The organism is Paracoccus sp. SCN 68-21 (genome assembly GCF_001724535.1).
GTDB classification, from domain to species: Bacteria; Pseudomonadota; Alphaproteobacteria; order Rhodobacterales; family Rhodobacteraceae; genus Paracoccus; species Paracoccus hibiscisoli.
In genome coordinates this window covers 42495-66877 of the sequence record NZ_MEES01000009.1, presented here as the reverse complement: position 1 = coordinate 66877, position 24383 = coordinate 42495, and the positions used below count along the sequence as shown (strand labels likewise).

The 24383-nt window shown below is 69.4% G+C and carries 23 protein-coding genes and 1 pseudogene; 17 read left to right on the top strand and 7 right to left on the bottom strand.

Annotated elements, in window-relative coordinates; genetic code table 11:
* From ABS73_RS05095 to modA, 4 genes and pseudogenes are all read right to left on the bottom strand, one after another.
* Positions 1–213: pseudogene (locus ABS73_RS05095) on the bottom strand (glutamine--fructose-6-phosphate transaminase (isomerizing)); the annotation flags it as partial.
* A gap of 140 nt (positions 214–353) precedes the next feature.
* A complete protein-coding gene (modC, locus tag ABS73_RS05090; RefSeq protein ID WP_277024307.1) occupies positions 354–1406 on the bottom strand; it encodes a molybdenum ABC transporter ATP-binding protein in 1053 nt (350 codons plus the stop codon).
* Entirely contained in the window at positions 1403–2098 is a 696-nt protein-coding gene (gene modB, locus ABS73_RS05085) for a molybdate ABC transporter permease subunit (RefSeq protein WP_277024304.1), read from the bottom strand. Before modB ends, modC begins: the two co-directional genes overlap by 4 nt.
* Positions 2088–2846, bottom strand: coding sequence for a molybdate ABC transporter substrate-binding protein (gene modA, locus ABS73_RS05080; RefSeq protein WP_277024302.1), 759 nt, complete (start codon positions 2844–2846; stop codon positions 2088–2090). The genes modB and modA overlap by 11 nt, the downstream gene beginning before the upstream one ends.
* A gap of 214 nt (positions 2847–3060) precedes the next feature.
* On the opposite strand from modA, the gene rpmG reads away from it, so the two are divergent.
* The 6 genes from rpmG (at position 3061) to ABS73_RS05050 (ending at position 8160) form a co-directional block, all read left to right on the top strand.
* On the top strand, positions 3061–3228 hold the full coding sequence (rpmG, locus tag ABS73_RS05075; protein WP_042244479.1) for a 50S ribosomal protein L33: 168 nt from the start codon (positions 3061–3063) through the stop codon (positions 3226–3228).
* Between the two features lie 128 nt (positions 3229–3356).
* A complete protein-coding gene (locus ABS73_RS05070; RefSeq protein WP_277024290.1) occupies positions 3357–3815 on the top strand; it encodes a (2Fe-2S)-binding protein in 459 nt (152 codons plus the stop codon).
* Positions 3815–6055 (top strand): xanthine dehydrogenase family protein molybdopterin-binding subunit, encoded by a 2241-nt coding sequence (locus ABS73_RS05065; RefSeq protein ID WP_277024288.1) that lies wholly within the window; start codon positions 3815–3817, stop codon positions 6053–6055. Before ABS73_RS05070 ends, ABS73_RS05065 begins: the two co-directional genes overlap by 1 nt.
* A complete protein-coding gene (locus ABS73_RS05060) occupies positions 6052–6663 on the top strand; it encodes a hypothetical protein (RefSeq protein WP_277024287.1) in 612 nt (203 codons plus the stop codon). Before ABS73_RS05065 ends, ABS73_RS05060 begins: the two co-directional genes overlap by 4 nt.
* Positions 6664–6742: 79 nt before the next feature.
* A complete protein-coding gene (locus ABS73_RS05055; RefSeq protein WP_277024284.1) occupies positions 6743–7576 on the top strand; it encodes an XdhC family protein in 834 nt (277 codons plus the stop codon).
* Positions 7573–8160: a nucleotidyltransferase family protein gene (locus ABS73_RS05050; protein WP_277024282.1), complete on the top strand. Its 588-nt coding sequence runs from the start codon at positions 7573–7575 to the stop codon at positions 8158–8160. The genes ABS73_RS05055 and ABS73_RS05050 overlap by 4 nt, the downstream gene beginning before the upstream one ends.
* Positions 8161–8187: 27 nt before the next feature.
* On the opposite strand, the gene ABS73_RS05045 is transcribed toward ABS73_RS05050, so the two are convergent.
* Both ABS73_RS05045 and ABS73_RS05040 read right to left on the bottom strand, forming a co-directional pair.
* On the bottom strand, positions 8188–9558 hold the full coding sequence (locus ABS73_RS05045; RefSeq protein WP_277024314.1) for an aspartate aminotransferase family protein: 1371 nt from the start codon (positions 9556–9558) through the stop codon (positions 8188–8190).
* Between the two features lie 93 nt (positions 9559–9651).
* Positions 9652–10155: an Lrp/AsnC family transcriptional regulator gene (locus tag ABS73_RS05040; RefSeq protein WP_277024280.1), complete on the bottom strand. Its 504-nt coding sequence runs from the start codon at positions 10153–10155 to the stop codon at positions 9652–9654.
* A 64-nt stretch (positions 10156–10219) separates the two neighbouring features.
* On the opposite strand from ABS73_RS05040, the gene ABS73_RS05035 reads away from it, so the two are divergent.
* The 7 genes from ABS73_RS05035 to doeB all read left to right on the top strand — a co-directional run bounded on the left by ABS73_RS05035 (position 10220) and on the right by doeB (position 17738).
* Complete coding sequence (locus tag ABS73_RS05035) at positions 10220–11581, top strand: aminotransferase-like domain-containing protein (protein WP_286693411.1); 1362 nt, start codon at positions 10220–10222, stop codon at positions 11579–11581.
* A 198-nt stretch (positions 11582–11779) separates the two neighbouring features.
* Positions 11780–12802 carry a TRAP transporter substrate-binding protein DctP gene (gene dctP, locus ABS73_RS05030; protein ID WP_277024276.1) on the top strand — a complete coding sequence of 341 codons (1023 nt, stop codon included), beginning with the start codon at positions 11780–11782 and terminating at the stop codon, positions 12800–12802.
* A 69-nt stretch (positions 12803–12871) separates the two neighbouring features.
* Positions 12872–13537, top strand: coding sequence for a TRAP transporter small permease (locus ABS73_RS05025; protein ID WP_136855886.1), 666 nt, complete (start codon positions 12872–12874; stop codon positions 13535–13537).
* Positions 13534–14820, top strand: a complete 1287-nt coding sequence (locus tag ABS73_RS05020; RefSeq protein ID WP_277024273.1) for a TRAP transporter large permease — start codon at positions 13534–13536, stop codon at positions 14818–14820. Before ABS73_RS05025 ends, ABS73_RS05020 begins: the two co-directional genes overlap by 4 nt.
* A gap of 3 nt (positions 14821–14823) precedes the next feature.
* The gene (locus ABS73_RS05015) at positions 14824–15528 is read left to right on the top strand and encodes a maleate cis-trans isomerase family protein (protein ID WP_277024271.1); all 705 of its coding nucleotides are present in this window, start codon (positions 14824–14826) and stop codon (positions 15526–15528) included.
* 27 nt (positions 15529–15555) lie between these two features.
* The gene (gene doeA / locus ABS73_RS05010; protein WP_277024268.1) at positions 15556–16752 is read left to right on the top strand and encodes an ectoine hydrolase DoeA; all 1197 of its coding nucleotides are present in this window, start codon (positions 15556–15558) and stop codon (positions 16750–16752) included.
* Positions 16749–17738: a N(2)-acetyl-L-2,4-diaminobutanoate deacetylase DoeB gene (gene doeB, locus ABS73_RS05005; RefSeq protein ID WP_277024265.1), complete on the top strand. Its 990-nt coding sequence runs from the start codon at positions 16749–16751 to the stop codon at positions 17736–17738. The genes doeA and doeB overlap by 4 nt, the downstream gene beginning before the upstream one ends.
* Here doeB and ABS73_RS05000 read toward each other — a convergent pair.
* Positions 17735–18388: an alpha/beta fold hydrolase gene (locus tag ABS73_RS05000; RefSeq protein ID WP_277024263.1), complete on the bottom strand. Its 654-nt coding sequence runs from the start codon at positions 18386–18388 to the stop codon at positions 17735–17737. The genes doeB and ABS73_RS05000 overlap by 4 nt on opposite strands.
* A gap of 86 nt (positions 18389–18474) precedes the next feature.
* Between ABS73_RS05000 and ABS73_RS04995 the strand changes: the two genes are divergently transcribed.
* The 4 genes from ABS73_RS04995 to fdhF all read left to right on the top strand — a co-directional run bounded on the left by ABS73_RS04995 (position 18475) and on the right by fdhF (position 24381).
* Entirely contained in the window at positions 18475–19356 is an 882-nt protein-coding gene (locus ABS73_RS04995; RefSeq protein WP_277024261.1) for a LysR family transcriptional regulator, read from the top strand.
* Between the two features lie 86 nt (positions 19357–19442).
* Entirely contained in the window at positions 19443–19934 is a 492-nt protein-coding gene (locus ABS73_RS04990; protein WP_277024259.1) for a formate dehydrogenase subunit gamma, read from the top strand.
* A complete protein-coding gene (locus tag ABS73_RS04985; protein ID WP_277024256.1) occupies positions 19931–21448 on the top strand; it encodes a formate dehydrogenase beta subunit in 1518 nt (505 codons plus the stop codon). The genes ABS73_RS04990 and ABS73_RS04985 overlap by 4 nt, the downstream gene beginning before the upstream one ends.
* Positions 21445–24381, top strand: coding sequence for a formate dehydrogenase subunit alpha (gene fdhF / locus ABS73_RS04980; protein WP_277024252.1), 2937 nt, complete (start codon positions 21445–21447; stop codon positions 24379–24381). The genes ABS73_RS04985 and fdhF overlap by 4 nt, the downstream gene beginning before the upstream one ends.
* Positions 24382–24383 lie beyond the last annotated feature (2 nt).

Here is a 24383-nt window from a genome sequence, read left to right as displayed (position 1 = left end):
CCCGATGCCCGCATGCCCGGTCAGCGGCTGGTGGACCAAGAGGTCGCTGAGGTTGACCAGCTTGCCCACCGCGCGCCTGCGCTCCAGCTGTCCAGTGGCGTCCACCGTCGCCACCCCGGCGCTGTCATAGCCCCGATACTCCAACCGCCGCAGCGCATCGACCAGTTGAGGCGAAACCTCGTGACGACCCAAAATCCCGATAATGCCGCACATGGAACGCCGAAAACCGAATAAAATGACAAGGGATGCTTAGAAAAGACCCGTACAGCCTTCAGTTCGCGCAGAGATGGGATGCCTGTCAACAGACGAATGCCAGAATGGTTTACGGCCCCGACCGCGCAGGGCCATGCCGCTCAGTCGTTCTGCGACGGGCTGTCGGTCGTGCAACCGATGGCATCCAGCACGGTTGGATCGCGCAGCAGCACGGCGTGGACCGCGCTGTCCGCAGGCGGGCACAGCGCCGGATCCAGCGGCGCGCGGGCCAGCAGATGCGTGGTCCCCACCGCCAGCCGCAGCAGGCCGTCCGCCTGTCCCACCATCCGCGCGGGCAGGATCGTGGCCCCCAGCAGCCCCGCAGGTGGCGCGGTCGCGACCATCACCTGATCGGCGGCGATGCGCAGCCGCAGCGGGCCGGTCGCGCGCGTCGCGACATGCAGCACCCCGGCGGCGGTATCGACCCATTGCCCCGGCCCCGGGCCGTCGCGCGGCGTCGCCCGCAGCGTCACGCCCGCGTTCTGGGGCAGGGGCAGCACCGCGTCGGGCGGCCCCTGGGCGATGACGCGGCCCGCCTCCAGCCGCAGGACGGTGGTGGCCAGGGTGCGGATCTCCTGGGGGTCGTGGCTGACATGGAGGATGGGCAGGTCGGTCGCGTCGCGCAGCGCGCGCAGATAGGGCAGGATCTCGGCCTTGCGGGGCTGGTCCAGGGCGGCCAGCGGCTCGTCCAGCAGCAGGATGCCGGGGCGGGCCAGCAGGGCGCGGCCCAGGGCCACGCGCTGCGCCTCACCGCCCGACAGCGCGGCGGGGCGACGCTCCAGCAGGGGCGCGATGCCCAGCAGATCGGCGATCTGCGCCAGCGTCGGCCCGCCGCCCGCCCCCGCGAACCAGCGCCCATAGAGCAGGTTCTGCCGCACGCTGAGATGCGGGAACAGCCGCGCGTCCTGGAACACATAGCCCACGCGGCGGCGATGCGGCGGCAGGTTCACGCCCCGGTCGCTGTCGAACAGCATCCGTCCGTCCACCGCGATCCGGCCCCGGTCGGGGCGCAGCAGGCCCGCGACGGCGCGGATCAGCGTGGTCTTGCCCGCCCCCGATGCGCCGAACAGCGCGGTGACGCCGGGCGGCGCGGTGACGTCGACCGACAGCGAAAATCCCGGCCAGGCATGGTCGATGCGGACCGACAGGCTCATGGCGCGACCCGGCGGGCTGCGGCGCGCGACAGCCATTCCGACAGGATCAGTGCGCCCACCGACAGCGCAATCGCCACCAGCACCAGCCGCCCGGCCTGGGCCTCGGCCCCCGGCACCTGCAGGCGGGTGTAGATGGCCGAGGGCAGGGTCTGGGTCTGTCCCGGAATGTTCGACACGAACGTGATCGTCGCCCCAAATTCGCCGATCGCCTTGGCGAAGGCCAGCACCGCCCCCGCCAGGATACCCGGCAGGATCAGCGGCAGCGTGACCGTCAAGAAGACCCAGGCCGGGCGCGCGCCCAGGGTGGCGGCGGCCTGTTCAAGGCGCGGGTCCACGGCCTCGATCGACAGGCGGATGGCGCGCACCATCAGCGGAAAGGCCATGATCGCCGCTGCCAGCGCCGCTCCGGTCCAGCGAAAGGCCAGCACGATGCCGACCTGTTCCAGCCAGGCGCCCACCGCCCCCTGTCGCCCAAAGGTCAGCAGCAGCAGATAGCCCGTGACCACCGGCGGCAGGATCAGCGGCAGATGCACCAGCATGTTCAGCAGCCCCCGCCCCGGAAAGCGCCAGCGCGCCAGCGCATGCGCGGTCAGGATGCCCAGAGGCAGGCTGCACAGCACCGCCCAGAACGCCACCTTGAGGCTGAGGCGCACCGCCTGCCAGTCAGCCGGGGACAGCCAGTCAGCGGGCAAGGGTGAACCCTTCGGCGGCAAAGACGGCCTGCGCCTCGTGGGCCGACAGCGCGTCCAGGAACGCCCGGTCGGCGGCGTCCTGCGCCTGCGCCAGCAGCGCCACGGGATAGGTGATCGGCGGGTGGCTGTCGTCGGGGAACTGGCCGATGACGGTGACGCGCGGGTCGGCCTGCGCGTCGGTGGCATAGACGATGCCCAGAGGCGCCTCGCGCGCCGCGACCAGCGCCAGGGTCGCGCGCACGTTGTCCGCCTGTGCGACCTGGTCCCGCACCCCGTCCCACAGCCCCAGATGGGTCAGCGCGGCATGGCCGTATTGCCCGGCGGGCACCGAATCGATCAGCCCCATCGCCAGGAACCCGCCCGCCAGCAGGCCCGGCAGGTCCAGCCCCGCGTCGATGGTGACCGGTTCCGCCTGTGGATCGCCCGACACCAGTACCAGCGCATTGCCCAGCAGATCGCGCCGGGTGCCGGGCGCCAGCAGGTCCTGATCCTCCAGCACGTCCATCCATTCCGGGTTGGACGACACCATGATGTCGGCGGGCGCGCCCTGGGTGATCTGGCGGGCCAGTAGGTTCGACCCGGCATAGGTCAGCACCACGTCATGCCCGGTCCGGGCCGTGAAATCCGCGCCGACCCGGTCCAGCGCGGTCTGCAGCGAGGCCGCGGCAAAGACCTGCACCGTATCGGCCGCGCCCGCCCCGGGAAGGGACAGCAGGATCGCCGCAAGGGTCAGGCGGGCAGGGGGCATGGCGGGCTCCGGGGCAATATGTCCGGCCGGAAATATCGCCCGCGCCGCATCGCGGGGCAAGGCGCATCTGGCCCTGGGGCGGGTTTTTCGGTGTTTTCGCGCCCCATGGCGGGTTTGGCGGTTGACTTCGCCACCTGCGGGACTAAAAGGCGGCTTCAACACGAATTCCACGGGGTTTGCGGCGCGCGATTGCCCCGAAGCAGGAGCGACAACCATGGCGAAGCCGACCACCATCAAGATCCGGCTGAACTCGACCGCCGGCACCGGCCACTTCTATGTGACCAAGAAGAATGCCCGCACGATGACCGAAAAGATGTCCGTCCGGAAATACGACCCGGTCGTGCGTCAGCACGTCGAATACAAGGAAGGCAAGATCAAGTAAGATCTGCCCCTTTCGGCACCCGCATGGACCGCCATCCGCAAGGATCGGCGGTCTTTTGCTGTGACGTGACGGCGGGTCCTGTGTTGGGGCATCTTGCGGGACGGCGCGGCCTGCGGCAGGGTCGCGGCATGGACCTGATCGTCAACGGACAGCGCCGCAGCCTGGACGCCGATCCGCAGATGCCCCTGCTGTGGGCGCTGCGCGATCTGCTGGGCCTGACCGGCACGAAATACGGCTGCGGCATCGCGCAATGCGGGGCCTGCACGGTGCATGTGGATGGCCTAGCGGTGCGCGCCTGCCAGATCCGCCTGTCCGACGTGACCGGAGAGGTCACCACCATCGAGGGCCTGGGCACCCCTGACGCCCCCCATCCCGTCCAGTCCGCCTGGATCGGCGAACAGGTCGCGCAATGCGGATACTGTCAGTCGGGCCAGATCATGCAGGCCGCCGCCCTTCTGTCGCTGAACGACGACCCCACCGATGAGGAGATCGACCGCGCCATGTCGGGCAACCTGTGCCGCTGCGCCACCTATCCGCGCATCCGCGCCGCGATCCGGACGGCGGCCCTGCGCATGGGCGGGGTCTGATGTCACGGGCTGGACTGTCACGGGCGGGGCGCATTGCGCGGCGGGGCTTCCTGATCGGCTCGGTCGCGGTGGCGGGGGGCGTGGCCTTTGGCGCCTGGCGCTATACGCGGCCGCTGCCGGACCCCTTCGCAGGGACCGATGCCGGGGCGCTGAACCCCTATGTGCTGATCGACGCGGATGGCGTCACGCTGGTCGCGCCGCGCGCGGACAAGGGGCAGGGGGCGCGCTGGCTGCAGGCCGCCCTGATCGCCGAAGAGCTGGACATCGACCCCGCCACCGCGCGCATCATCCCCGGCCCGGTCAGCGCCACCTATTACAACCGCGCGCTGATCGCGGATTTCATGCCCTTCGCGCCGACCGACACGGGCTGGCTGGCCGAAACCGCGCGGGGCGCCGCCGACATTCCCGCGCGGCTGCTGGGCTGGCAGATGACCGGCGGCTCCAGCTCGACCGCCGATGGGTTCGACAAGCTGCGCCAGGCGGGCGCGGTGGCCCGAGAGACGCTGAAGCAGGCCGCAGCCACGCGCCACGGCCTGTCCCGCGCCGATCTGGACACGGCGGACGGCGCGGTGATCCTACCCGACGGCACGCGCATCCCCTATCCCGATCTGGCGGTGGACGCCGCGCGGCTGGAGCCGGTGACCGACATCGTGCTGCGCGACCGGTCGCAATGGCGCTGGCTGGGCCAGCCGATGCAGCGGGCCGATGTGGTCGCCAAATCGACCGGCACCCAGGTTTACGGCATCGACTTGGTCCTGCCCGACATGCTGCACGCGACGGTGCGGATGGCGCCCTGGGGCGGCACGGTCGCCCGTCTGGACCCGGTCGCCGCCGAAGGCATGCAGGGCGTCCTGCGCGTGCTGCCCATCACCGGGGGCGTGGCGGTTCTGGCCCGCGATACCTGGTCGGCGATGCAGGCAGCAGCGGCGCTGGGGGTGACCTTCACGCCCCCCGACACGGCGGGCGATCAGGACGCGATCTGGGCCGCGCTGGAGGCGACCCATGACGCGGGCGCCATCGACACGCGCCGCCGCGACGATGGCGATGTGGACGCGGCCATTGCACCCGGCGATTTCGCCGCCGAATACCGCGTGCCCTTCCTGGCCCATGCGCCGCTGGAGCCGATGAACGCCACGGTTCTGGTCACCGGCGACGCCTGCACCATCTGGGCGGGCACCCAGGTGCCGGACTTTGCCGTGGCCCGCGCCGCCGCCCTGACCGGCCTGCCCGAATCCGCGATCCGGATGGAGAACCAGATGATCGGCGGCAGCTTTGGTCGGCGGCTGGAGATCGACTTCATCGCCCAGGCCGTAGAAATCGCGATGGCCGTCCCCGGCCGCCCCGTCAAGCTGACCTGGTCGCGCGAGGAGGATTTCGCCCATGACCAGCCCCGCCCCGCCCAGATCGCCCGCGTCCGGGGGCACGTGACCGCCGATGGCGTGCAGGCGCTGGACCTGACCGTGGCCAGCCCCTCGGTCATCGCCTCCTGGTTCGGCCGCGTCAGCAGCGCGCCGCCGGGCGGCGATGTCAGCATCACCACCGGGGCCTGGGACCAGCCCTTCGCCATCCCGCATTTCCGCGTGACGGGCCTGCGCGCGCCCGAAACCGTGCCGGTCAGCAGCTGGCGTTCGGTCGGCGCGTCGTCGAACGGGTTCTTTTTCGGCACCGCCCTGGACGAGATGTTCGCGCAGGCCGGCATCGACCCGCTGGAGGGGTTGCTGCGTCTGTGCGACCACGCCCCCTCGCGCGCGGTGCTGGAGGGGGTCCGCGACCTGTCGGGGTGGACCGGCCGCGACGCGGGGCAGGGGCGCGGGCGGGGGGTGGCGTTCTGCCTGTCCTTCGGCGTGCCCTGCGCCCAGGTGGTCGAGGTTCAGGACACACCGCAGGGCATCCGCCTGACCCAGGCCTTTGCCGTGGCCGATGTGGGCATCGTGCTGGATCCGGTGAACGCCGATGCCCAGCTGTCGGGCGGTATGCTGTTCGGGTTGGGCCATGCGATGAATTGCGAACTGACCTATCGCGGCCACGCCCCTGACCAGACCAATTTCCACGCCTATGAGGGGATGCGCATGCACCAGACCCCCGCCGTGCAGGTCCGCCTGCTGGAGAACGGCCCCCTGCGGGGCTTGGGCGAACCCGGCGTGCCCCCCGCCGCCGCGGCGCTTGGCAACGCGATCTTTGCCGCGACCGGCCAGCGGCTGCGCCAGATGCCCTTCGCGCGCACGGTGCGCTTCGCATGATCCGGGTGCTGGCGCTGCTGCTCATGGCCGGGCCTGCGGGCGCGGAGGTGATGCCCTCGATCGTGGCCCCGCCCGAGGAGGGGTCGGTCAGCCCCGCAGACGGGCTGGCCGCGTGGGACCGCGTGCATCAGGTCGTCTCGCATCCGCGCTGCGCGAATTGCCATGTGGGGTCCGATCACCTGCCCATGTGGTCCGGCCCCGAATTTCCCGAACCCCGCCCGCATGGCATGGCCATCAGCGGCGGCGACAGCCGCATGGGGGTTGAGACGCTGCCCTGCGCCACCTGCCACGTCACCGCCTCGACGCTGGAATCGGACCCGCGCCAGGCGCCCAACGCGATGATCCCCTGGCAGCTGCCCCCGGTCGAGATGGCCTGGTTCGGCCTAGACAGCGCCGCGATCTGCCGCCAGCTGCGCGACCCCGCGCTGAACGGCGGGCGCGACTGGATCGAGCTGGCCCAGCATCTGCATGAGGATGCCGGTCACGGCGGCTTTGTCGCATGGGGTTTCGCACCCGGAGGCGGCCGCGAACCGGCCCCCCACGGCCTGCAGACCCATATCGACGACGTGCTGAAATGGGGGGCAGCTGGACAGCCCTGTCCGGAATAGGCACGCCTGCCGTCTTTTTGGCATCCAAATCGCCCCGGCTGCGTTACGCTGCCAGAACCGATTGCCGAAAGCCTGCGCCATGTCGATCTCCTCTCCCATCACCGCCCCCGCCGACTGCCCGGTCAAGGCGCTGCTGCGCCGTCCCGGCGGATCTCTGGCGCTGTTGACCGACGCGCAGGGGGGCTTTCCGCGCCGCCCCGGCGCGATGATGGCGCTGTGGCCGGATGGCGCGCGGGTCGGACGGTTGGGCGCGGGCTGCATCGACGCCGACATCGCAGCCCATCTGGACGTGCCCGGCCCGGTGACGCGGCTGACCTATGGTGTGGGCGGCCCGCTGGACCTGCCGCTGCCCTGCGGCGGCACGGTGCAGATCGCGCTGATCCACAGGTCCGACTCCGACTGGCTGGGCGCCATCTGGGACGACCGCATCCGCCGCCGCACCGGGCAGTGGTGCGTGAACCTGCGCACCGGCGCGCCCTGCCGCGCGGGCGACCCCGATGCCGATGACTTTGCGCTGACCCTGCCGCCGCCCCCCGCCTTCCAGATCCACGGAGAGGGGGACGAGGCGCAGGCCCTGGCCACCTTGGTCGCCGCGATGGACCTGCCCCTGATGGGTCGCGACGCGCGCCCCGACGCCCATACCGCCGTGGTGACGCTGTTTCACGACCACGACCGCGAACTGCCCGCGCTTGCCCGCGCATTGCGGTCGGGCGCGTTCTATATCGGCGCTTTGGGGTCGCGGCGGGCCCAGGCCGCGCGGCTGGCGGCCCTGACCGAACAGGGTTTCGACATGGCCACGCTGGATCGGATCACCGGACCCATCGGCGTCGTCAGCCCGGCCCGCGATCCGCGCCTGATCGCGGCATCCGCCCTGACCCAGATCCTTGCCGCCTACGAGGTGCTGACCGCGTGACCTGCATCGGTCTGCTGCTGGCGGCTGGCGCATCGCGCCGCTTCGGTCCGTCCGACAAGCTGCTGGCAACGGTTGCAGAGTTACCGCTTATCGCCCATGCCGCGCAGGCCATGCGGGCTACTGCGCTGGATGACCGTATAGTCGTCATCAGCAACCCCGCCCTGACGCCGTGGCTGGACGGCTTTCGTATCGTGCTGATCCCGCAGGGGCAGCAATCGGACAGCCTGCGCGCGGGCCTGGCCGCGGCGGGTGATCCAGACCGGCTGCTGATCGCCCTTGGCGACATGCCCGACGTTACCGCCGCGCACCTGACGGCCATCGTCGACAGGACCGCAGATGGTCTGCCCTCTTCCAGCCACGACGGTTCTGTGCCGCTGCCGCCGGCCTGCTTCCCGCGTGACTGGCTGTTGCGGCTTGCACAACTGACCGGCGATCAGGGCGCGGGTCGCCTGCTGCGTGATCTGGCCCCCGACCGGTCCGTGCCCGCGCCGGGACTGCTACGCGACATCGACATGCCGGACCAGATCAGCGCACCCCTGCCGGGGCGGTCGGACAACGCCACAGGGGGGTGCGGGGGGATGTGAAATCCCCCCGCCGTCGCGGGACGCAAGTCAGCCCAGCACCTCGGTCAGTGCCTCGGCCGTCACATCGACGATCCGGTCGGCCTCTTCGCGCGTCAGGCACAGGGGCGGGGCAAAGCCCAGGATGTCGCCCTGCGGCATCGCCCGCGCGATCACGCCACGCTTCAGCATCGCCGCCACGACGTTGGCGCCCTTACCCTCGGACGCGTCAAAGAATCGCCGCGCGTCGCGATCTGCGACCAGTTCCACCGCGCACAGCATGCCTTCGCCGCGCACCTCTCCGACATGGGCGTGATCCCCCACGGCCGACCGCATCCGGTCGTTCAGATAGGCACCCACGGTCCCGGCGTTCTCGACCAGGCCCAGGCTGTCGATCAGCTTCAGGTTCGCCACCCCGGCCGCCGCCCCGATGGGATGGGCGGAATAGGTCCAGCCATGCCCCATCACGCCGTTCTCGTCCGTGCCGCGCGTCAGCACGTCCCAGACCCGCGTGCCCACGATGCTGGCCGACAGCGGCGCATAGGCGCTGGTCAGGCCCTTGGCGCAGGTGATCAGGTCGGGGCGCATGCCGTAATGGTCCGACCCGAACATCGTCCCCATCCGGCCAAAGCCCGTCACCACCTCATCCGCGATCAGCAGGATGTCGTGGCGGTCCAGAACCGCCTGGATGGCGGGCCAGTAACCCGCGGGCGGCGGCACGATGCCCCCCGTGCCCAGCACCGGCTCTCCGATGAAGGCCGCGATGGTATCCGCGCCATGTTCGGCGATCAGCGCCTCCAGCTGCGCCACGCAATGGGCCACGAAATCGGATTCAGACATCGCCACGTCGGGGCGGCGGAAATAGTACGGCGCCTCGGTATGGATCACCTGGTCCAGTGGCAGGTCGAACTTGGCGTGAAACAACTTCAACCCTGTCAGCGATCCGGTCATCAGGCCCGACCCGTGATAGCCGCGCCACCGGCTGATGATCTTCTTTTTCTTCGGGCGGCCCAGGATGTTGTTGTAATACCAGACCAGCTTGATGTTCGTCTCGTTCGCATCCGATCCCGACAGGCCGAAATAGACCCGCGCCATGCCCTGGGGCGCGCGGTCCATGACCATCTGCGCAAGCGTGATCGCGGCCTCGGATCCGTGGCCGGCATAGGCGTGGTAATAGGCCAGCTGATGCGCCTGATCGGCAATGGCCTGCGCGATCTCGGTGCGGCCATAGCCGACGTTCACGCAGTACAGCCCCGCGAAACCGTCCAGCAGGCGGTTGCCGTCGCGGTCGGTGATGTGACAGCCCTCGCCCCCGGTGATGATGCGCTGCGGCGCCTCGCCCCGCGCGAATTGCCCCAGATGGGTCGAGGGGTGGAAAAAGCTCTCGCGGTCCCAGCGGGCCAGTTCGTCATTCGTCAGCATCATCGCTCCTGTTCCTGCTGGGGGCAGGATAGGGCGGCGGGAGCCGAGGATTCCTCTGATCCGGTGGCTCCTGCCCGAGGAAATCCCTGAAGTTCAGCCCTCAAGCCGATGATGTTCCAGCATTGCGCCCAAGGGGGGCTGATCCTTGACCGGCTTGGTCACGATATAGCTGAAATAGCGCCTGACGCCCGCGCCGCTGTCCAGCAGCGCGTCCATGACGCCCTGGAATGCCGCCACGTCCGGCGCGATCACCGACATCAGATAGTCGAACCCCCCGCCGATGGCCCAGCAGCCGGTGACGGCGTCCATGCGGGCGATCACCGCCTCGAACCGCTGAAAGCTTTCGCTGCGGTGCTGGTCCAGCTCGACCGTGACAAAGACCTGTACATGCGGGCCCAGCAGGCCCAGGGCGATCTGCGCCCGGTACCCGCGGATCAGGCCCGCCTGTTCCAGCCGCCGCATCCGGTCCCAGCAGGGCGTGGGCGACAGGTTCACGCGGGCGGCCAGGTCGGTCTTGGTGATGCGCCCCTCGCGCGACAGCACCGCCAGGATGGCGATGTCGCGGTCGTCCAGGCGCAGGCTGCGGGGCGGGATCATGGGGCGCATGTTCCCCCGCGCGGCCCGCTTGTCAATCCGCGTGCGGCGGGCGATCCTGCGCGCCATGTCCCATTGGCCTCTGAGACGCACCGACATCACCCGCCCGGCCTATCGCAGCCTGGCCCAGGGCATCGCCGCGGCCATCGACGCGGGCAGCTTGGCGCCTGGTGCGCGCCTGCCGCCGCATCGCGACCTGGCCTGGCAGCTGGGCGTCAGCGTCCAGACCGTCAGCCGCGCGTATGAGGAGCTGATCCGCGCCGACCTGATCTCGGGAGAGGTCGGGCGCGGCAGCTTTGTCCGTTCGGGCCCGCGCGAGACGATCGAGGTGCCCTGGTTCCGCGCCCCCACCGACCGGCCCCCGATCGATCTGTCGATGATGACCCCCGTGGCGCTGCCCCAGATCCGCGCGGCCTGGGCTGACACGCTGATGCGGCTGTCGGGCACGCTGCCCGACCCCGCGATGCTGTCGTTCCGGCCGCGCCAGACGATGGCGCTTTACGGCGGGATGGCGGGGGCCTGGCTGGCGCGCTGCGGGATGGTGGTGCCGGCACAGCGGATCCTGATCACCAACGGGACCACGCCCGCGATGTTCGTGGCGCTGCAATGCGTGGGGATGCCCGGCGACATCATCGCGACCGAATCGGCGACCTGCCACACGCTGCGGCCCGCCGCCCAGCACCTGCACCTGCGCTTGCAGGGTATTCCCGACGACGAACACGGGATGGACCCCGACGCGCTGCTGCGGGCGGCGCGGGCCTCGGGCGGGCGGATGAAGGCGGTGTTCCTGCTGCCCTCGGGCGGGGGGCCGCGGGCGCGGGTGATGGACCGCGACCGGCGTGCGGCGCTGGCCCGCGCCGCGACTCAGGCCGGGCTGGTGATCCTGGAAAGCGACCCGACCGGGCCGATGCCGCCGCGCCGCCCGCCCGCCCTGTCGGGGTTCGCCCCGGACCGCAGCTTCTATTTCACCGGCCTGTCGAAATGCCTGTCGCCGGGCCTGCGCCTGGGTTTTCTGGCGATGCCCGAAAAATTGGCAGAGGCCGCGCTGAACCGGCATCTGTCGATGGCCTGGATGGCCACCCCCCTGATGGCCGAGATCGCGCAGGACTGGATCACCGGCGGCACCGCCGACGCGCTGCTGGCCGCGCAGCGGGCCGAGCTGGCCGCGCGCAACCGGCTGGCGGTGCGCGTCCTGGGCCAGCGTGCGCAGGGCTTTCTGCACGGTTTGCACCGCTGGATGCCGCTGGCGCCGGGCACGGATGAGGGCGCGGCCCTGGTGCAGGCGCTGTCCCATCAGGTGGCGCTGGCGCCCGGCGCGGGCTTTGCCGTGCTGCCCCAGGGACCGGCGCTGCGACTGTCTCTGGGCGGGCCGCCGATGCGCGATCTGGAGCAGGCGCTGCGCATCGTATCGGCAATACTGCCCGGCTGACGGGCGGCCGGGGGCGGGACAATTGGGCGACCTGTTTGACTTCTGCTGACCAAATTGTCATGATTTAATACATCAATTGACTTGGAATCCGCTTGTCCCGAACCATCGGGCCCAACCGGAACGGTCCGCAAGGTCCGAATCCTGCCGCAGAAGGGCCCGCGCGATCCCCGTGCCAGGCCCGCCCCAACAGGAGGTATCATGACCCACACGACCCGCCCCGCCTTTCGCCTGGCGACCGCCAGCCTGACCGCCCTGATTCTGGGATCGGGGGCCGCCATGGCCGACACCTGGCGCTATGCCTTCGAGGAGGCGCTGGACGAGGTTCAGGGCGTCTTCGCCCAGAAGTTCAAGGAAGAGGTCGAGGCCAATTCCGACCACGAGGTCCAGCTGTTCCCGTTCGGCACGCTGGGGGAATCGGACAACATCCTGGAGCAGACTCAGTCGGGCATCCTGCAATTCGTGAACCAGTCGCCCGGTTTCACCGGCGCGCTGATCCCCGAGGCGCAGGTGTTCTTCGTCCCCTATCTGCTGCCCGAGGATGACGACCAGCTGTTCGCCTTCTTCCGCGATTCCGAGGCGATCAACACGATCTTCCCCGAGCTGTATGCCCAGCAGGGGCTGGAGCTGCTGACCATGTATCCCGAGGGCGAGGTGATGGTCACCTCCGACCGCCCCATCGCGGCCCCCGCCGATTTCAGCGACGTCAAGGTCCGCGTCATGACCAACCCGCTGCTGGTCGAAAGCTATCGCGCCTTCGGCGCTATGCCCACGCCACTGCCCTGGGGCGAGGTCTATGGGGGCCTTCAGACCGGCATCGTGGATGCGCAGGAAAACCCGGCCTTCTTCATCGAATCGACCCGCATGTACGAGGTTCAGGACCACATCACGCGGCTGGGGCACAACAACTTCACCACCGCGCTGATGGCGAACCAGGACTTTTTCGCGGGTCTGTCCGAGGAGGATCAGCAGGTCGTGCGCGACGCCACGCAGGCGGCCTTCGACCACATCATCGAATACCAGCAGGGCCTGACCGAGGCTTCGCTGGAGGCGATCACGGCGGCCAAGCCGTCGATCACCGTGACCACCCTGACCGAGGAGGAGCGCGCCCCCTTCCGCGACACGGCCGAGCGGGTCGAGGCGACCTTCCTTGAGATCGGTGGACCCCGCGCCCAGGAGGTGCTGGACCAGATGAAGGCCGATCTGGACGCCGCCGCGAACTGATCGCGCTGACGGGAACCGGCCCCGCCGCGGGCCGGTTCCGCTGACGACACAAGATCTGGACAGGTGGCCATGACGCCCAACACCCCTGCTGACCGGCCCCCGCGCCTGTCCGACGACGATCAGATCCTGGCCACCGCCGAGGCGGTGCAGGCCCAGGACGACATCGACGACAGCCTGTATCAGTCGGGCCTGCCCGGGCCCCTGGGCCTGTTGGACCGTGCCATCGCGCGGGTCGAGGCCGTGGCACTGGCCTTGGGCGTGCTGGCCATGGCGATCAACACGGTCGCCAATGTCGTGGGGCGGTTCGTCTTTGGCCGATCGCTGTATTTCGCGGAGGAGGTGAACCAGGCGCTGATCGTGCTGATCACCTTCGCCGGCATGTCCTATGCGGCGCGCCACGGGCGGCACATCCGCATGTCGGCGCTGACCGACGCGCTGCCGCATGCGGGCCGCAAGGCGATGATGGTCGCCATCTCGGCGCTGACGGCGGCGCTGCTGCTGGGTCTGGCCTGGTTCGCGCTGTCCTATGTGATGACCCAGGCCAGCCGGGGGCGCGTGCTGCCCGCGCTGAGCATTCCGCAATGGTGGATCATCGTCTGGGTCCCGGCGGGGTTCTTTCTGACCGGCCTGCAATACGCGCTGACCGCGCTGAAGAACCTGACCGAACCCGACATCTGGCTGTCGACCGCGACGCGCGACGGCTATGATCTGCCCGCCAAGGACCCCGACGCATGACGACCGCCATTCTGGGCACGATGATCGTGCTGCTGCTGCTGGGTTTTCCGATGATGGTGCCGCTGATCCTGGGCGCCGTCGTGGGGTTCATCGGTCTGTTCGGCGGCATCGGCCAGCTGGACACGCTGGTGGCGCAGGTCATCGCGGGCATCCAGCCCGCCAGCCTGATCGCCGTGCCGATGTTCATCTTTGCCGCCGAGATCATGACCCGCGGCCAGTCCGCCAGCCGCCTGATCGACCTGGTGATGGCCTTTCTGGGCCATATCAAGGGCGGGCTTGCCATCTCGACCGCGGGGGCCTGCACGATGTTCGGCGCGGTGTCGGGCTCGACCCAGGCGACGGTGGTTGCCGTGGGCGGGCCGCTGCGCCCGCGCCTGCTCAAGGCGGGATACAGCGACCGGTTCACGCTGGCGCTGATCATCAACGCATCCGACATCGCCTTCCTGATCCCGCCGTCGATCGGCATGATCATCTATGGCGTGGTGTCGGGCACCTCGATATCCGAGCTGTTTTTGGCGGGCATCGGGCCGGGGCTACTGATTTTGCTGCTGTTCTCGATCTATGCCTATATCTATGCGGTGCGGCACAATGTGCCGACCGAGCCGCGCACGCCCTGGCGCCTGCGCCTGCGTGCCATGCGGCGCGCGATCTGGCCCCTGGGGTTCCCGGTCATCATCATCGGCGGCATCTATGGGGGCGTCTTCTCTCCGACCGAGGCGGCGGCGGCCTGCGTTCTGTATGCCGTGGTGCTGGAGATGATCGTCTTTCGCGAGGTCTCGCCGCGCCAGCTGTTCACGACCGCGAAATCGACCGGGCTGATCACGGCGGTGGTCTTCATCCTGGTCGGCGCGGGCGCGGCCTTCAGCTATATCATCAGCTTTGCCCAGATCCCGCAGGAGATCCTGTCGGGCATCGGCATCGACGCGATGGGCCGATACGGGGTGCTGTTCACCATCTCCATCGCGTTCTTCATCGGCTGCATGTTCGTGGACCCCATCGTGGTGATCCTGATCCTGGTGCCGATCTTTGCGCCCGTGGTGCAGGCCACCGGGCTGGACCCGGTGCTGGTGGGCACCATCGTCACCCTGCAGGTCGCCATCGGCAGCGCGACCCCGCCCTTTGGCTGCGACATCTTCACGGCCATCGCGGTGTTCAAGCGTCCCTATTGGGAGGTGATCCGCGGCACACCGCCCTTTGTCTGCATCCTGCTGTCGGTCTCGGTCGCGCTGATCTTTTTCCCGCAGATCGCGCTGTTCCTGCGCGATCTGGCGGTGGGGGGCTGATCCATGGCGCATGATGCCCTGACCCGTTTCGGGTTGATCGCGCTTGCGACCGACATGACGATCGAGGCCGACGCCGCGCGCCTGATGCCCCATGGCACGCGCCTGCACGTCACCCGCATCGCCTTTGACAACCCCACGACCGAGGCGAACCTGCGCGCGACCGGCCCCCGGCTGTCCGAGGCCGCAAACCTGATCGTGCCGGGCGTGCCCCTGGCCGGGATCGCGTTCGGCTGCACATCCGCATCGGCCGTGCTGGGCGAGGGGTTGGAGGCGCTGACCGGCGACCGCGCGCCTGTGACCGCGCCTGCCGGGGCGGCGCTGCGGGGCTTTGCTGCGCTTGGCGTGTCGCGGGTCGCGCTGATGACGCCCTATCTGGCCTTGACCACGGCGCTGGTCGCGGACCGCTTTGCCGCGCAGGGCATCGACGTGGTGCGCAGCGTGTCGATGGGCCATGCAGACGACCGCGAGATGGCGCTGCTGGCTCCGCCCGAGATCACGGAGATGGCGCTGGCCGCCGATCACCCCGACGCGCAGGCGCTGTTTCTGTCCTGCACCGCGCTGCCCGCGCTGGAGCTGATCGACGCGCTGGAGGCGCAGCTGGGCAAGCCGGTCCTGACCGCGAACCAGGCGCTGTTCTGGGCCATGTTGGACCGCGCGCGCATTCCCGCCCACGGCCCCGGCGCGCTGTTTCGCACCCGAAGCTGGTAACATCACCCCCCTGCAAGGTTCACGCCCATGCCCGAACTGCAACGCACCCCCGAACGATTTGCGACCGAGGAATATCAGGCCCGCCTGAGCGGCACCCGCGCCCGGATGGCGCGTCAGGGGCTGGACGTGCTGATCGTCAGCGATCCGTCCAACATGGCATGGCTGACCGGCTATGACGGCTGGTCGTTCTATGTGCATCAATGCGTGATCGTGGGGCCGTCCGGCCCGCCCGTGTGGTTCGGGCGCGGGCAGGACGCGCAGGGCGCGCTGCGCACCGTCTGGATGCCCGAGGATGCGATCATCGGCTATCCCGATCACTACGTTCAATCGGAGGTCCGCCACCCGATGGAGTATCTGGCCGCCCGGCTGACCGATCTGGGCTGGAATCGCGGCACCATCGGGGTCGAGATGGACAATTACTGGTATTCCGCCAAGGCGCATGGCTGTCTGGTCGCGGGCCTGCCGGACGCGCGGCTGACCGACGCGGTGTCGCTGGTCAACTGGCAGCGCGCCGTCAAGACCGAGAAGGAGCTGGAATACATGCGCAAGGCCGCGCGCATCGTGGAACGCATGCACCGCCGCATCGCCGACAAGGTCGAGGTGGGTATGCGCAAATGCGACCTGGTGGCCGAGATCTATGATGCGGGCCTGCGCTATGACGAATGGTCGGGGCATGGCGGCGACTATCCGGCCATCGTGCCGCTGCTGCCGTCGGGACCGGATGCGGGCGCGCCGCACCTGACCTGGGACGACCAGCCGATGAAGCCCGAGGAGGGCACGTTCTTCGAGATCGCCGGATGCTATCAGCGATACCACGTGCCGCTGTCGCGCACGATCTTTCTGGGCACGCCCCCCGACGCGATGCTGGAGGCCGAAAAGGCCGTCTTGGAGGGCATGGACGAGGGGCTGGAGGCCGCCCGCGCCGGCAACACCTGCGAGGATGTCGCCAACGCCTTCTTCCGGGTGCTGGACCGCCACGGCATCGTCAAGGACAACCGCACCGGATACCCGATCGGCCTGTCCTATCCGCCCGACTGGGGCGAGCGCACCATGTCGCTGCGCCGGGGCGACAAGACCGTGCTGCAGCCGGGGATGACGTTCCATTTCATGACCGGGCTGTGGATGGACGACTGGGGGTATGAGACCACGGAATCGATCATCATCACCGATGGTGCGCCCGACCTGTTCTGCACCCTGCCGCGCCGGATGCTGGTGAAGTCGTGACGGCGATCGTCCCAACCATCCCCCTGGACGCGCCCGGCAAGCATCACGGGTTCCTGCGCCTGCCCTACAGCCGCAACGACAGCGCCTGGGGCAGCGTGATGATCCCGCTGACGGTCATCCGGGGCGGCGACGGTCCCACCGCGCTGCTGACCGGGGGCAATCACGGCGACGAATACGAAGGCCCCCTGGCGCTGCAGCAGCTGGCCTGGGAGCTGGAGCCCGCGCAGGTGATGGGCCGCGTGATCATCCTGCCCGCGATGAACGCGCCCGCGGTGGCGGCGGGCACGCGGGTCAGCCCGGTGGACGGGGTCAACATGAACCGCGCCTTTCCGGGCCGCCCCGACGGCACGGTGACGCAAAAGATCGCGGATTATCTGGCGACGGTCCTGGTGCCTGCGGCGGATGTCGTGCTGGATTACCATTCGGGCGGCAAGACGCTGGATTTCCTGCCCTATGCCGCGGCGCATTACCTGGACGATGCGGATCAGCAGGCGGCCTGCGTGGCCGCGATGCGGGCGTTCGGTGCGCCCTGGTCGATGATGATGCGGGAAATCGACGCGGTCGGCATGTTCGACACCACGGTGGAACAGCAGGGCAAGGTCTTTGTCACGACCGAATTGGGCGGCGGCGGGACGGCCACGGCGGCCTCGGTCGCGATTGCGCTGCGGGGGGCACGCAATGTGCTGCGCCATGCGGGCATCCTGTCCGGCCCGGTCGAGGGCGCCGCGGCCGGCCGCATGCTGGACATGCCCGACGACGCCTGCTTCCACTTCGCGCCGCAGGGCGGGCTGCTGCATCCGCTGGTCGATCTGGGAGAGGCCGTGGCCGAAGGACAACCTTTGGCCTGCATCTGGCCCGCCGACCGCACCGGGGTTGCGCCGGTCACCGTCCACGCGAACCGCCCCGGCCTGCTGGCGGCGCGGCATTTCCCCGGGCTGGTCCAGACCGGCGATTGCCTGGCGGTGGTGGCCGTGGCGGTGGACTAACGCGCGATGCGGTCCACCAGATCGGCCAGCCCCTGCGGATCGGTCAGGAAAGGCGAATGATCCCAAACGGTTTCGTGGACATGCTGGACCGGGGCGCGCGCAAGCATGGCACGTTGCAGCGCGGGCGCGATGGCGCGGTCCTGCGCGCACAGCACGTAGTGGCGCGGCACCTGCGCCCGCGGCCCTGGCCAGCGATCGCGCAAAGGCCCGACCGGCTGGGGGCGCAGGCGGGCGATGGCCTGCACGGCCTGCGCGTCATCCAGCCCGTGCAGCATCAGCGCCCGCGCGGCATCGGGGGGCAGGATCAGGCGGCCCTCGGGGTCGCGCGGCCAGGCGCGGGGCGGTGCGGGGATCAGCCGGTCCAGCGCGGCCAGGCTGTCGCCGGGCAAAGGCAGATAGCTGCATAGGTGGATCAGGGCGCGGGGCAGGTGGGTGGTGGCCAGCGCCTCGGCCAGGATCCCGCCCATCGAATGGCCCAGGATCACGCGGGCCGGGGGCAGGGCCGCCACCGCCTGCTCCAGCGTCGTGTCCGCCGCATTGGGCAGGTCGGGGCAGGCCACGCGCCAGCCCCGCGCGCGCAGGGCCGCCGCCGTGGCGTCCCAGCACCAGCCGCCATGCCAGGCCCCGTGGATCAGCAGGATGTCGTCCATCGTCTGATCCTGCCCCGGCGGCGCGCGCGCGGCAAGGCTTGACCCCGCAGACCCATGCGCGCCTGATGCGCCAAAAAGGAGGCCCCATGATCGACAAGCTGGAGATGTTCCTGGCCGTGGCCAAGGAGGGTCATTTCGGACGCGCCGCGGCCACGCTGGGCATCACCCAGCCCAGCCTGTCGGCGGGCATCAAGCAGCTGGAGGCGCAGCTTGGCGTCCTGCTGATCTTTCGCGGCGCCCGCTATGGCGGGCTGACGCCCGAGGGGCAGGCGGCGCTGGTCTGGGCGCGGCGCATCGTGGGCGACGCCCGCCAGCTGCGCGACGAGATGCGCGCCACCCGCCACGGGCTGACCGGCCAGCTGCGCATCGCGGTGGTGCCGACCGCGCTGACTTGGGCCGCGCGGCTGGCGGCACGGTATGGGGCGGCGCATCCGAATGTCGGGCTGACGATCCTGTCGCGCGCCTCGGTCGAGATCCTGAAGATGATCGAGGATCTGCAGGTCGATGCGGGCATCTCTTATCTGGACAACGAGCCGCTGGGCCGGGTCAGCGCGGTGCCGCTGTATGACGAACGCTACAGCCTGGTGGTGCCGGCCGATCATGCGCTGGCAGGGGCCGGGGTGCTGGACTGGGCGGCGCTGGACGGGCTGCGGTTGTGCCTGCTGACGCCCGACATGCAGAACCGCCGCATCATCAACCGCCGCCTGGCCGATGCGGGCGTCACCCCCCTGGCCATGGTCGAAAGCAATTCGACCGTGGTGCTGGTCTCGCAGGTGCTGGCCGGGGGCTGGGTCACGATCCTGCCGCAGGACATCGCGGGGTTTCTGGCACAGGGCAAGCCGCTGGCGCTGGTGCCGCTGGCGCCGGACGGGCCGGGCCATGCCGTCGGCCTGATCGCGCCCTGGCGCGAGCCCCACACACCCGTGCTGGAGGCCCTGCTGACCGAGGCGCGGCGCATGGTGTCATAGGCGCAGCCTATCGTATGACGGAACTGCGATATTGATTTGTGATCGTTCCGGGCGTTGACTGGGGGGGAACGACAGAAAGGCCAGCCATGCGTGACCCCGCGCCAGCCAACTTAGCGCCAGCCACCCCCTCGGCCGAGGATATCCGCCAGATCGTGGCGCCCCTGACCGCGCTGGAGGGGCCGCTGCTGCCCATGCTGCACGCGATTCAGGCCGAATGGGGCCATGTGCCCCAGGCGGCGGTGCCGGTGCTGGCCGATCTGCTGAACCTGGGCCGGGCCGAGGTTCTAGGTGTCATCAGCTTTTACCACGATTTCCGCGACCATCCTGCCGGGCGGCAGGTCCTGAAGATCTGTCGCGCCGAGGCCTGCCAGGCGATGGGCGGCACCGGCGTCGCGGCCGAGACGCTGGCGCGGCTGGGCGTGGACTGGCACGGCACCACCCCGGACGGCGCGGTCACGGTCGAGCCGGTCTATTGCCTGGGCCTGTGCGCCTGCGGCCCTGCCGCGATGCTGGACGGTCGGTTGCTGGGGCGGGTCGATGCCGACCGTCTGCTGGCCGAGACGGGGGCGGGCGCATGAGGATCTATGTTCCCCTGGACAGCGCGGCCAAGGCGCTGGGCGCGGATGCGGTCGCCGATGCCATCGCGCACGAGGCGGCCTTGCGCGGTCTGGACGTGCAGATCATCCGCAACGGATCGCGCGGCATGGTCTGGCTGGAGCCGCTGGTCGAGGTCGAGGCGGACGGGCGCAGGCTGGCCTATGGCCCGGTATCGGCGGCGGATGTCCCGGCGCTGATGGACGGGCGGCTGAACAGCCTGGGCACGGTCGAGGATATCCCCTTCTTCGCGCGCCAGACGCGGCTGACATTCGCGCGCTGCGGGCTGATCGACCCGCTGGATCTGGACGATTACGCGGCCCATGGCGGGCTGGTCGGCCTGCGCCGGGCCGTGGCGATGGACAGCGCGCAGATCGTGGCCGAGGTCACCGCCAGCGGGTTGCGCGGGCGCGGCGGCGCGGGGTTTCCCACCGGCATCAAGTGGAAGACCGTGGCCGAGGCCGTCGCCGATCAGAAATACATCGTCTGCAATGCCGACGAGGGCGACAGCGGCACATTCGCCGACCGGATGATCATGGAGGGCGACCCTTTCACCCTGATCGAGGGGATGGCGATCGCCGCGCTGGGCGTGGGCGCCACGCGCGGCTATGTCTATATGCGGTCGGAATATCCGGTGGCCATCGACGTGCTGGAACAGGCGGTCGCGATCGCCCGTGCGCGCGGCGTGCTGGGGCCGGATGTGCTGGGGTCGGGGCGCGCCTTCGACATGCAGGTGCGGGTCGGCGCCGGCGCCTATGTCTGCGGAGAGGAGACCAGCCTGCTGAACAGCCTGGAGGGCAAGCGTGGCACGGTCCGCGCCAAGCCGCCGCTGCCCGCGCTGGAGGGGTTTCTGGGCAAGCCCACGGTGGTGAACAACGTGATCAGCCTGGCGACCGTGCCGGTGATCTTTGAACGCGGCGCGCAAGCCTATGCCGATTTCGGGCTGGGCCGGTCGCGCGGGACGGTCACGCTGCAGATTGCCGGGAACGTGGCGCGGGGCGGGCTGTTCGAAACCGCCTTCGGTCTGTCGCTGGGCGAGGTGGTCAACGATATCGCGGGCGGCACGGCGACCGGGCGTCCGGTCAAGGCGGTGCAGGTCGGCGGGCCGCTGGGCGCCTATATGCCGGTGTCGAAATTCGACACGGCGATGGGATACGAGGATTTCGACGCCGCCGGCGGGCTGATCGGGCATGCGGGGCTGGTCGTGTTCGACGACAGCGCCGACATGCTGCAGATGGCACGGTTCGCGATGGAGTTCTGCGCCATCGAATCCTGCGGGAAATGCACGCCCTGTCGGATCGGCGCGGTCCGCGGGGTCGAGACCATCGACCGCATCGCCGCGGGCGACCCTGCTGCTGCCGCCCTGCTGACCGACCTGTGCGAGACGATGAAGGATGGCTCTCTCTGTGCGCTGGGGGGGTTCACGCCTTATCCGGTCATGTCCGCGCTGACGCAATTTCCAGACGATTTCGCCACCCAAAGGGAGGCCGCCGAATGAAAGACTTCATCATCCCCCAATTCGCCCCGGGCGACGAGCGTGACATGGGCACCCCCGCCCGCCACGGCCCGCCCGTCTGCCTGACCATCGACGGGGTGCAGGTGACGGTGCCTGAGGGCACATCGGTGATGCGCGCGGCCATGATGGCCGAGGTGCAGATCCCCAAGCTGTGCGCCAGCGATAACCTGGAGGCGTTCGGGTCCTGCCGTCTGTGCGTGGTCGAGATCGAGGGGCGGCGCGGCACGCCCGCCAGCTGCACCACCCCGGTGGCCGAGGGCATGGTCGTGCGGACCCAGACCGACAAGATCCGCAAGCTGCGCCGCGGCGTGATGGAGCTGTATGTCAGCGACCACCCGCTGGATTGCCTGACCTGCGCGGCCAATGGCGATTGCGAGCTGCAGGATGCGGCAGGGCAGGTGGGGCTGCGTGATGTGCGCTATACGCCCGGCGCGAACCATTTCGACGTTTCGGGGCAGGGCGCGCGGTCTCAGGCCGAGGCGCGGTTGCGTGGTGGTCACGACAATCCGCTGTTCATCCCCAAGGACGACAGCAACCCCTATTTCACCTATGACCCCAGCAAGTGCATCGTCTGTTCGCGCTGCGTGCGCGCCTGCGAGGAGGTGCAGGGGACCTTCGCGCTGACCATCGAGGGGCGGGGTTTCGACAGCCGCGTGGCCGTCGCCGGAGAGAATTTCCTGGCCAGCGACTGCGTCAGCTGCGGGGCCTGCGTGCAGGCCTGCCCGACCGCGACCCTGCAGGAGAAATCGGTGGCCGAATTGGGCACGCCCACGCGGTCGGTCATCACGACCTGCGCCTATTGCGGCGTCGGCTGCAGCTTCAAGGCCGAAATGAACGGCGACACGCTGGTGCGCATGGTGCCGTGGAAGAACGGCAAGGCCAACCGGGGCCACAGCTGCGTCAAGGGGCGGTTCGCCTATGGCTATGCCGCGCACAAGGACCGCATTCTGTCGCCGATGATCCGCGACAGCATCGACGAGCCCTGGCGCGAGGTCGCCTGGGGCGAGGCGCTGGCCTTTGCGGCCCGTCGTATGCACGCCATCCAGGAGCGGCACGGGCGGCGGTCGGTGGGGGTCATCACCTCCAGTCGCTGCACCAATGAGGAAACCTATCTGGTTCAGAAGCTGACCCGCGCGGTCTTCGGCAACAATAATACCGATACCTGTGCGCGGGTGTGTCATTCGCCCACGGGTTACGGGCTGGGCAAGACCTTTGGCACCTCTGCCGGCACGCAGGATTTCGACAGCGTCGAACAGACCGACGTGGTGCTGATCATCGGCGCGAACCCCACGGACGGGCACCCGGTCTTTGCCAGCCGGTTGAAGAAGCGCCTGCGCGCGGGGGCGCGGCTGATCGTCGTCGATCCGCGCCGCACCGATATCGTGCGTTCCGCGCATGTCGAGGCCGATCACCACCTGCCGCTGCGTCCGGGCACCAACGTGGCCGTGGTCAGCGCGATGGCGCATGTGATCGTCACCGAAGGGCTGATGGACGAGGCCTATATCCGCGACCGCTGCGATTGGGACGAGTTCCAGCATTACGCCGAGTTCATCGCCGACCCCCGCCACGCCCCCGAGGCTGTCGAGGCGCTGACCGGGGTTCCCGCCGCCGATCTGCGCGCTGCGGCACGGCTGTTCGCGACGGGCGGCAATGGCGCGATCTATTACGGGCTGGGCGTGACCGAGCACAGCCAGGGATCGACCACCGTGATGGCCATCGCCAACCTGGCGATGCTGACCGGCAATATCGGGCGGCCCGGCGTGGGCGTGAACCCGCTGCGCGGTCAGAACAACGTCCAGGGCGCCTGCGACATGGGGTCGTTCCCGCACGAGCTGCCGGGATACCGGCACGTCAAGCTGCCGGATGTGCGCGCCATCTTCGAGGCGGCCTGGGGGGTCGAGATCGACCCCGAGCCGGGCCTGCGCATCCCGAACATGCTGGATGCGGCGGTCGAGGGGACGTTCAAGGGGCTGTATTGCCAGGGAGAGGACATCCTGCAATCGGACCCCGACACGCATCACGTGGCCGCGGGTCTCAAGGCGATGGAATGCGTGATCGTCCATGACCTGTTCCTGAACGAGACCGCGAATTACGCGCATGTCTTTCTGCCCGGCTCCAGTTTCCTGGAGAAGGACGGCACCTTCACCAATGCCGAACGCCGCATCAACCGCGTGCGCCGCGTGATGGCGCCCCGCAACGGATACGAGGATTGGGAGGTCACGCAGATGCTGGCCAATGCCCTGCTGAAGGAGACGGGCAAGGCGGGCTGGCACTATACCCATCCCAGCCAGATCATGGACGAGATCGCGGCGACCACGCCCAGTTTCGCGGGCGTCAGCTATGAGCGGCTGGAGGAGCTTGGCTCGGTCCAGTGGCCCTGCAACGAGGCCGCGCCGCGGGGCACGCCGCTGATGCATGTGGACGGGTTCCAGGCGGGGCGGGGTCATTTCATGATCACCGAATACGTGGCGACGGATGAACGGACCGGCCCGCGGTTCCCGCTGTTGCTGACCACCGGGCGCATCCTGTCGCAATACAACGTTGGCGCGCAGACGCGGCGGACCGAAAACAGCATCTGGCACGATCAGGACGTGCTGGAGATTCACCCCCACGACGCAGAGGTGCGGGGCGTGAACGAGGGCGACTGGGTGCGGCTTGCCAGCCGGGCCGGAGAGACGACCCTCCGGGCGGTGCTTACCGACCGGGTGTCGCCGGGCGTGGTCTATACGACCTTTCACCATCCGATGACGCAGGCTAACGTGGTGACGACCGATTTTTCGGACTGGGCGACCAATTGCCCGGAATACAAGGTCACCGCCGTGCAGGTCAGTCCCTCCAACGGTCCCTCGGACTGGCAGCGGGACTATCAGGCGCAGGCCGAAAGGTCGCGGCGGGTCCTGTCAGCCGCGGAGTGACC